Source organism: Haloferula sp. BvORR071 (genome assembly GCF_000739615.1).
Taxonomy (GTDB): Bacteria; Verrucomicrobiota; Verrucomicrobiia; order Verrucomicrobiales; family Akkermansiaceae; genus Haloferula.
The window spans coordinates 206,216-214,861 of sequence record NZ_BATP01000019.1; the positions used below are offsets into that span (position 1 = coordinate 206,216).

At 63.7% G+C, this 8,646-nt stretch carries 5 protein-coding genes and 1 tRNA gene; 4 read left to right on the forward strand and 2 right to left on the reverse strand.

The annotated features are described in order from the left end of the window. Positions 1 to 116 precede the first annotated feature (116 nt). From BV071_RS09155 to BV071_RS09165, 3 genes are all read left to right on the forward strand, one after another. Positions 117 to 4,130 carry a lamin tail domain-containing protein gene (locus tag BV071_RS09155; RefSeq protein ID WP_035605258.1) on the forward strand — a complete coding sequence of 1,338 codons (4,014 nt, stop codon included), beginning with the start codon at positions 117 to 119 and terminating at the stop codon, positions 4,128 to 4,130. A 145-nt stretch (positions 4,131 to 4,275) separates the two neighbouring features. Next, the gene (locus BV071_RS09160) at positions 4,276 to 4,707 is read left to right on the forward strand and encodes an exosortase system-associated protein, TIGR04073 family (protein ID WP_075090868.1); all 432 of its coding nucleotides are present in this window, start codon (positions 4,276 to 4,278) and stop codon (positions 4,705 to 4,707) included. A gap of 112 nt (positions 4,708 to 4,819) precedes the next feature. Next, positions 4,820 to 5,593: a hypothetical protein gene (locus BV071_RS09165; RefSeq protein ID WP_035605396.1), complete on the forward strand. Its 774-nt coding sequence runs from the start codon at positions 4,820 to 4,822 to the stop codon at positions 5,591 to 5,593. A 15-nt stretch (positions 5,594 to 5,608) separates the two neighbouring features. Here BV071_RS09165 and BV071_RS09170 read toward each other — a convergent pair whose 3' ends face one another. Beyond that, positions 5,609 to 6,361, reverse strand: coding sequence for a GntR family transcriptional regulator (locus BV071_RS09170; RefSeq protein WP_052573089.1), 753 nt, complete (start codon positions 6,359 to 6,361; stop codon positions 5,609 to 5,611). A 126-nt stretch (positions 6,362 to 6,487) separates the two neighbouring features. Here BV071_RS09170 and BV071_RS09175 point away from each other — a divergent pair, with 126 nt between their 5' ends. Next, the gene (locus tag BV071_RS09175) at positions 6,488 to 8,290 is read left to right on the forward strand and encodes a class I mannose-6-phosphate isomerase (protein WP_265594252.1); all 1,803 of its coding nucleotides are present in this window, start codon (positions 6,488 to 6,490) and stop codon (positions 8,288 to 8,290) included. Positions 8,291 to 8,313: 23 nt separating this feature from the next. Here the strand turns inward: BV071_RS09175 and BV071_RS09180 are convergent. Continuing rightward, a tRNA-Leu gene (locus tag BV071_RS09180) sits at positions 8,314 to 8,399 on the reverse strand. Positions 8,400 to 8,646: the final 247 nt, after the last annotated feature.

Genomic DNA, 8,646 nt, shown 5'->3' on the forward strand with positions numbered 1-8,646 from the left:
TTCGGAGACCGGACCAGTTCCGGACACTCCCAGCGTGAAATTGCGGCTGGTAAATCCGGGATTGCCGGGCCCCCTCCGAGTGACCAATTTGTCACCAGCCCCCGGAATTCGTCATCATGCGCCGCTTTTTTGCTGTTTCACTCGCATTTCTCACCCTCGCCATTCCGAGCGCGCAGGCGGAGGTGATGATCTCGGAATTTCTGGCCGACAATGCCAACGGCCTTGAGGACGACTTCGGCAACCGCGAGGACTGGATCGAACTTTTCAATCCCGATAACGCGGCCGTGAATCTGGACGGCTGGTGGCTCACCGATGATGCGGCGGCCAAAACCAAGTGGCGCATCCCCGCCGTGAGCCTGCCAGCGAAAGGCACGCTCCTGATCTGGGCCTCGAACCGGAACCGCAGCAACCCCGCCGCCCCGCTCCACACCAACTTCAGCCTGGCGAAGGGCGGCGAGTTCCTGGGCCTCTACAAGCCGGACAGCTCCACCGGCCAGCCGGTGCTGGCACACTCATACGGCGCCATCTATCCCGCCCAGGCACCGGATGTTTCCTACGGGGTCTCCATCGCACAGACCACCAGCACCCTGGTCGGCTATGGGCCGGGACAGCAATGCCGCTACCGGGTGTTGAGCAACGACGCCACCGGTGCGAGCCACTATGCCGGTAGTAATTACGCCGCCGGCAATGTCGGCAGCGGCCTCCCCGGCGGCTGGAACGTGAGCCCCACCTACGCGGACAGTGCCTGGACCAGCGCCGTGCCGGGATTGGGCTATGATACGGGCGGCACCTTGACGCCGTGGATCACCACCAACGTCCAGTCGGGCTTCCAAAATGTGAATCCCTCGCTGCTCTTCCGCAGCAGCTTCACGCTGCCTAGCGCTTCCGCGTACGCTGGCTACACGCTGCGGATGAAGTACGAGGACGGTTTCGTCGCATGGGTCAACGGTGTCGAGGTCGGGCGTGCCAATTTCGCCGGGACACCGGCCTACAATTCGGTCGCCACCGCCGCGCTCGACGGGACCATCGTCAACTCCTGGACCGAGTTCACCGTGCCGGCCTCCGCGCTGGTGGCGGGCACCAACGTCCTCGCGATCCAAGGGCTCAACTCGAGCGTCGGCAGTTCGGACTTCCTGCTGCTGCCCGAACTCACCGGCAGCACGGCTGCGGTCCCCGGCGATGCCGTCTATTTCAGCAAACCCAGCCCGGGCGCCTTGAATGGCCTCGGCAGCGCCGGCCCGGTCATCTTCGATACCACGCCTGTGGATCCACTGGTGCCGCGGCCGCTGGGAAATGCAGCCAGCCCGGTGCTCAAGGTCACCGCCCGGGTGATCAAGACGAAGAACAACATCACCGCGGTACGCGCCTACCACCGCACCATGTGGGGTGCCGACTCCCTGGTCTTCATGAGTGACAGTGGCAGCGGCGCGGACTCCGTGGCCGGGGATGGCATCTATTCCGCCAATCTGCCGACCAGCCAGGTCGCGGCCGGCCAGATGTTCCGCTGGCGCTTCGAGGCGCAGGACAACCAAGGGAATATCACCAAGTATCCCGGCTACGCCGATCCGCTCGACTCCCCCCAATACTTCGGCACGGTGGCGCTGAATACCGCAACCGGCAGCAGCCAGTTGCCTGTATTCGAGTGGTTCGTCGAAGGTGCTCCCGCGAACGGCCCGACTGCCAGTGCCTTCCGCGGCTCCTGTTTCTATCTCAATCGTTTCTACGACAACATCGGCCACGAGATCCACGGCCAGACCAGCTCCGGCTTTCCGAAAAAGAGCTACGACTTCGACTCGAACAGCGATCACCGCTTCATCTGGAAGGAAGGCGAGCGAGCGGTGAAGGACCTCAACCTGCTCACCAACTACGCCGACAAGACCAAGACCCGCAACGCCCTCTCCCAAGAGACCGCCAAGCTCGCCGGCACCGTCTACCACTTCGACGTCCCGGTGCGGGTCCAATTGAACGGCAACTTCCACGGCGTGATGGATCTCGTGGAGGACGGCGACGACCGGATGCTCGAACGCAACGGGCTGGATGGCGAAGGCGCGCTCTACAAGATCTACAGCGAAGGGCTGGTCTCCGGCGCGGAGAAGAAGACGCGCAGGGAGGAGAACAACGCCGATCTCCAGGCGATGGCCACCGCGCTCGATCCCGCCCTCGCCCTGGGCACGCGCCGGGCCTGGGCCTACGACAACATGGATATCCCGGCCGCGGTAAACTACCTCGTCGTCCGCCAGTTCAACAGCGACCGCGACCACGGTCACAAGAATTTCTACCTCTACCGCGATAGCAATCACACCAAGGAGTGGCAGCCGATCATCTGGGACGTCGATCTCTCCCAAGGCCACAACTATACCAGCAACTACTTCGACGATACCCTCATCGCGACCAACCCGCTCAACGCCCACAGCGCGAACGACCGCTTCTACAACCTGATCCTGGAGGCCCCCGAGACGCGGCTGATGTGGGTGCGCCGCATGCGCACGCTGATGGACCAGATGCTCCAGCCGCCGGGCACGGTGAATGGCTTCCTGGAAACCCGCATGCGCCAGATCGCGGCGACGATTGATCCGGATCCGGCCAATCCTTCGCCCGCGACCGACGGTGATCTGGATGTGGCGAAGTGGGGCTATCCCGGCAGCTACGTCCAGAACCGCCCGCGGGAGGAAGTGGAGCGGGTAGTCAGCGGCTACTTCAGCCCGCGGCGCACTTTCCTCTTCAATACCGGCTCCGGCCGGCCGCTGCTCTATGCGCCGGGCAATGCAGCCTCCACCGAGATTCCCGCCACCGGGCAGACGGATGTGGCAGGCATGGTGAGCATCGATTCAGTCGACTACCTGCCGGCAGGCGGCAGCCAGGCTGGCGAATATGTGATCCTCCACAACACCACCACGCAGTCGGTGGATGTCTCCGGCTGGACGCTGGACGGCGGTATCCATCACGTCTTCAAGGGCGGCACCGTCATCCCTTCTGGCACTGGCTCCGTGGCGCTCGAATATCGCGGTCTGCTGCACGTGGTGAAGGATGCCGCCGCCTTCCGGGCGAGGAGCAGTGGCCCGACCGGCGGCCAGAAGCGGCTGATCCAAGGCAACTACAGCGGCCAGCTTTCCGCCCGAGGTGAGACCATCGAGCTGCGGAATACCGCGGGGCTGCTGATCGCCAGCTTCACTTATCCGGGCACGCCTTCGCTCCTGCAGCAATTCCTGCGTATCTCCGAGCTGCAATATCATCCCGCCGATCCCCTGCCGGGCGAAGAGGCCCAGATCGCCGGACTCTCGGAAGACGACTTCGAATACATCGAGTTCATCAACACCGGCAGCAGCCCCCTGGAGCTGGGCGGCGCGAACTTCACCGCGGGCATCGGCTACAGTTTCCCGGCCACCCCGCTCGCCGCAGGGCAGCGGCTCATCCTCGCCAAGAATCCCGCCGCCTTCGCCCTGCGCTATCCCGCAGCGGGAGCCATCGTCCTGGGTCCCTACGAGGGCGTGCTCGACAATGGTGGCGAGCAGCTCGCACTGGCTGATGCGGTGGGCGAAAGCATCCTCGATTTCGGATACAAGGACGGCTGGTATCCCGCCACCGATGGCAGCGGCCACTCACTGGTGATCCGCGATGCGGCAGGCACCTCTTACTCCGATTTCGGCAGCCCGCTGGTCTGGGGGATCAGCGGCTCCAGCACGGGCTCGCCGGGCACCCCGGATGCCAGCATGGCACAGGCCTACCTCGGCTGGGACAACTTCCACTTCAGCTCGGCCGAGCGGGACGATCCGCTGATCTCCGGCCCTGAGGCCGATCCCGATGGCGATGGCCGCAACAATGCCGATGAATACGCCCTGGCCACCGACCCGCGCCGGCCCGATCTCCCGCAACTGGAATTCACATGGTCCTTGGATGGCAGCGTGCAGCGTCCGGCCATCCGCTTCCGCCGCCCGGCCGGTGCCCTCGACCTCTTCTACGAGCTGATCGCCTCGGACGACCTCGCGGGCGAGTGGCCCACCGTCGCCACCAGCGCCGTTTCCGCCGTCCCCCAAGCCGGCCAGACCGAGGAAGTCATCTTCCGCGACGACGAAGCGGCCAGCAGCGGGCGCCACCGCTTCTTCCGCATCCGCAGCAGCTACGAACCGTGAGAGAGTTGTGCGCATCCGCCCCACGCCGTCCATCCATTGTCTTTACCGGCTTTCCAGCGGCCGGAAATTTTCCCGTGGAACTTCCCGTCTGCCTCACTTTCCCGTTGCCAAGCCAGCATCCGAGTCCCTAACTTTCCCTCAGCACATGAAAAAACTCGTCGTTCTTGCCACTGCTATGCTCGCCCTTGGCGGCGTTGCATCCGCCGACATTCAGGCTCCTCCGGGGCACTCCTACACCGCTGAGCGCAAGCTCGGCCGCGGCCTGAGCAACATCCTCTACGGGTTCATGGAAATCCCGGAGCAGATCGTCCGCAAGTCCGATGACCACGGCCGCAAGGCTGGCTGGTCCTACGGTGTGGTCGACGGCACTAGCCGCGCCCTGAAGCGCCTCGGCTATGGCTTCTACGAAGTCTTCACCTTCACCTGCCCGACCTATCGCGGCACCTTCAAGCAGCCTTACGAGCGCTGCGGCGAAGACAACCGGATCGAGATGAACCCGAGCGACGGTCTGTCCGAATTCCCGCCGGAACTCGGCTTCGAGACCTACTTCTACCACACGCGCACCCAGCGCTGGTAATCTTCGCGGGCATCTCACCGCCCGTTCATCGATTCTTCATCCCGGCAGCGATCATTTTCGCTGCCGGGATTTTTTGTTAACTTTTTCAGGTTTCAGGCGTTTGTTCCCACCGATGCGTCGACTTTCCCTACTCCTTGCGCTGTTGAGCGTCTCCCCCGCCCCGCTTTTAGCCGAGGTCCGGGAATGGAAAAATGCGGAAGGCACCCAGTCCTTCAACGGCGAATACGTCTCCCACAGCTCCACGAAAGTGACCATCCGCCGCCAGCAGGACGGCAAGGTCGTCACTCTGGATCTGGCCCGCCTCAACGACGCCGACAAGATTTGGCTCACCGGCATGCCCATGACGGACGAGGGCAAGCCCGCCGCCGAGCGGCCGGCCGAAGCCGAAGGCAAGGCCCCCGTTTTCGATACGCTCAACTTCGGCGACAAGCGCGAGGAAGTGGAGAAGAAGCTCAAGGCCAGCAAGTTGGTCGAGAGCAGCGTGGATCCCGAGCTCATGGGCCGCGTGGGGCTGAATGGCAGCTACCACACCCGCAAGCAGATCGGCGGTCTCCACTGCGACCTCTACTTCGACTGGACCGGCGCCGGCACCCTGAAGGAAGTCAATCTCCAGACCCAGTCGGTGCCCAAGGAAGTTTACGTGAACCGCCTGAAGGCGACTTGGCAGGAGTTGGCCGAACTTCTCACCGCCCTGCACGGCAAGCCGGTACAAGCCGGTCCTTTCCCGCCCGCAGCTACCCTGAAGGCGGATACCCTCGTCCCCTCCCACCTTTGGAAGCTCGAAGGCGGTGGTTCCGCCATGCTTGGCACCTCCTCGGAAGGCGACACCTGCATGATCGTCGTCCGCTTCACCACGGAGAAGATCCGCCCGGTGGCAACGCCCTGAGGCTGGGGAGAAGAATTACTCCGGGGCGGCCTCCAAGTGTAGGTGCAGGACATAAGCGTCCGCCCGGTAGGAATTGAGGTTGTACTCGATCACTTGATCCGCCGAATCGCGGACCAGGCGCTTACGCGAAAGCAGGGGGGCACCGGGCTTGAGGGCAAGCATGGCTGCGATTTGAGCCGCGGCGAGGGTCACCGCGATCTCTTCCTCCGAGCGCACGGGTTGCACTCCGCTCCGGCGCTGGATGGTCTCATACAGCGGCGCTGAGAAGTCCTCGTCTCCCGTCAATCCAAGCGAGGGCGCGAGCCAGGACTCGGCGACCACCGTGGGCTGACCCTCCCAGCCGCGGACCCGTAGCAGGCGCAGCACTGGAGTATCCGGGTCGACACCCAGTTTGTCCGCCACTTCGGCAGGCGGCAACTCCCAGTCCGCCCGGGCGGTAAAGTTCACGACCTCGATGCCAAGCCGCGCCATCTCACGGGTGAAGCTGCTCCAGGCATTCCCCTCGGTGCGCACCGGTCGCTGGCACACCCGGGTGCCAAGCCCGGCAGTGCGCACCAGGAGCCCTTCGTTGACCAGCCGCCCGATCGCCAGGCGCAGGGTGTGACGGCTGATGCCCAGGTTTTCCGCAAGACTAACCTCATTGGGCAGCAGGGCACCGGCGCGATACTGCGGCTCTGCAATCAGGCTGCGGATCCGGCGCTCCGCCTCGCGATGAAGTGGGGTGTTTCCGCTGCGCTGGATCTTGGAAATGGGATTCTTCGGCTTCATCGCGCGCCCGCCCGGCGCTTCAAGCTGGCAGTCGCCAAAGGGATTTCCAACCCCGATTGGCCTCGCGGGGAATCTCACTGGGATTGACCGGCGGTTATTTGTCTGCACATTTCAAACCCCGTGCCCTTGAATCAAGCCGTCGCTGCGGGAGATCAAAGATTGAGCGCCCTGCCGCTCCCGCGCTCGAACTATGAAAAGTTCCCCTGCGTCGAGGTCCCTGGCCATGAATGCCGAGTCGGCTGGGACGCCATCGCCCGGGAACTCGCGGATGCCCTTAGCCGCTGCGGTTCCCCCGCCCCGAAAGTGGTGGTCGAATGCTATCCCGGCGTCGATGAAGGCGAGATCGCAGCTGCGCTCGCGGCCCGGCTTGAGGCAGCCCAAATTTTCCTCGCCGCTGAAGCCTTGAAAACGCCAGCGGAGATCGACCGACTGGCGGAGCCCTACCTCGGCGGGGACGATCCCGTTTTCGGTTTCATTTGTCCTCTTGAGCTCAGGGACTTCTTCGATGAAGACCGCCTCACTGAACTCCGCTCGCAGGCTGGTATGTCCCAAGGTCTTGTCTTGATCGTCGGTTGCGGTGCCGCGCTGATCGAGCTGGATGCCGATCTTGTCGTCTACGCCGACCTCGCGCGTTGGGAGGCCCAGCTCCGCTTTCGCCGCAATCAGAGCTCCAATCTCGGAGCCGATAACCCCGACCTCGCGACCCAGCTCCAATACAAGCGCGCTTTCTTCGTCGATTGGCGCGTGGCGGATCGCTTCAAGACTCCGCTGCTGGCATCCTGTGACTATGTCCTCGATACGAACAAGGCAGCCGCACCGAAGCTCGCGAGTGGTGAGGCGGTGCGGGAGGGCCTGCACCGGGCGGCCAGCCGGCCCTTCCGGGTGGTCCCCTTCTTCGATCCAGCGCCATGGGGCGGCCAGTGGATGAAGGAAGTCTGCGATCTGGATCGCTCGGCGAAGAACTACGGCTGGTGCTTCGACTGCGTGCCGGAGGAGAACAGCCTGCTGCTCGGCTTCGGTGAAGTGCGCGACTTTGAGATCCCCTCGATCAACCTCGTCTTCCAGCACCCGATCGATCTATTAGGCGAGAAGGTCCACGCGCGTTTCGGGCCTGAGTTCCCGATCCGTTTCGATTTCCTCGATACCATCGGCGGCGGCAATCTCTCGCTGCAGGTTCATCCCCTGAACGAATACATCCGTGACAAGTTCGGCATGGCCTACACCCAGGGCGAGAGCTACTACATGCTCGATGCCGCTCCGGATGCGTGCGTTTACTTGGGCTTCAAGACCGGAGTGGACCCCGCCGCGGTGATACGCGATCTCGAAGCCGCCCAAGTGGATCCCTCGCAGCCCTTCCCGGCCGAGGCCTACACGAACTGCTTCCCAGCAAAGAAGCACGACCACTTCCTGATCCCCGCTGGCACCATCCACTGCTCTGGCTCGGGCAGCATGGTGCTGGAGATCAGCGCGACCCCTTACATCTTCACCTTCAAGCTCTGGGACTGGGCGCGTCTGGGGCTCGATGGCAAGCCGCGCCCGATCCACCTCGGCCACGGCAAGGAAGTGCTGCAATACGACCGCGACACCGAGTGGACCAAGCGTCATCTGGTCAACCGCATCGAAGCCATCGCCAGCGGCGATGGCTGGAGCGAGGAGCGGACCGGCCTGCACGAGTCCGAGTTCATCGAGACCCGGCGCCATTGGTTCAGCGGCAGGGTCGACCACGACACGAAAGGCAATCTCAACGTGCTCAATCTGATCGAGGGACGCGAGGCCATCGTCGAAAGCCCGAGCGATGCCTTTGAACCCTTCGTGGTCCACTATGCCGAGACCTTCATCGTGCCCGCAGCAGTGGGAGCTTACACCATCCGCCCGCATGGGGCATCGCTGGGGCAGCGTTGCGCGACCCTGAAGGCATTCGTCCGCTGACCCCGAGCGCCTAACAGTGAAAGTGCCACCGGCCGGACTCGAACCGGCACGCAGGTTACCCTGCAACGGATTTTAAGTCCGCGGCGTCTACCGATTCCGCCACGGTGGCATTCTTCCTTGCCCTTGGCGAACCGGAGTCCGCCCGCAGCGATCCTTGGCAGGAGCCAAGCGGTGGTCCATCCCTTTTTCTTTTCATCTGAGTTGCGGGCCATTCCGGCCCACAAGAAAGCGCACGCCCTTCCCGGGGGCGTGCGCCTTGGGTGAAATCCGGCGGTAACGGGGTAGCAGACCTCACAAGCTCCCCCGCCCCGCACGGTTCAGGGATCTGCCCTTCAAGGGATATCCACCTTGAGTCG

Excerpts from the sequence above, each read along its gene's own strand:
- BV071_RS09165 (WP_035605396.1), top strand. The coding sequence starts at position 4,820 with ATGCGTCGACTTTCCCTACTCCTTGCGCTGTTGAGCGTCTCCCCCGCC.
- BV071_RS09155 (WP_035605258.1), top strand. The coding sequence starts at position 117 with ATGCGCCGCTTTTTTGCTGTTTCACTCGCATTTCTCACCCTCGCCATT.
- BV071_RS09160 (WP_075090868.1), top strand. The coding sequence starts at position 4,276 with ATGAAAAAACTCGTCGTTCTTGCCACTGCTATGCTCGCCCTTGGCGGC.
- BV071_RS09170 (WP_052573089.1), bottom strand. The coding sequence starts at position 6,361 with ATGAAGCCGAAGAATCCCATTTCCAAGATCCAGCGCAGCGGAAACACC.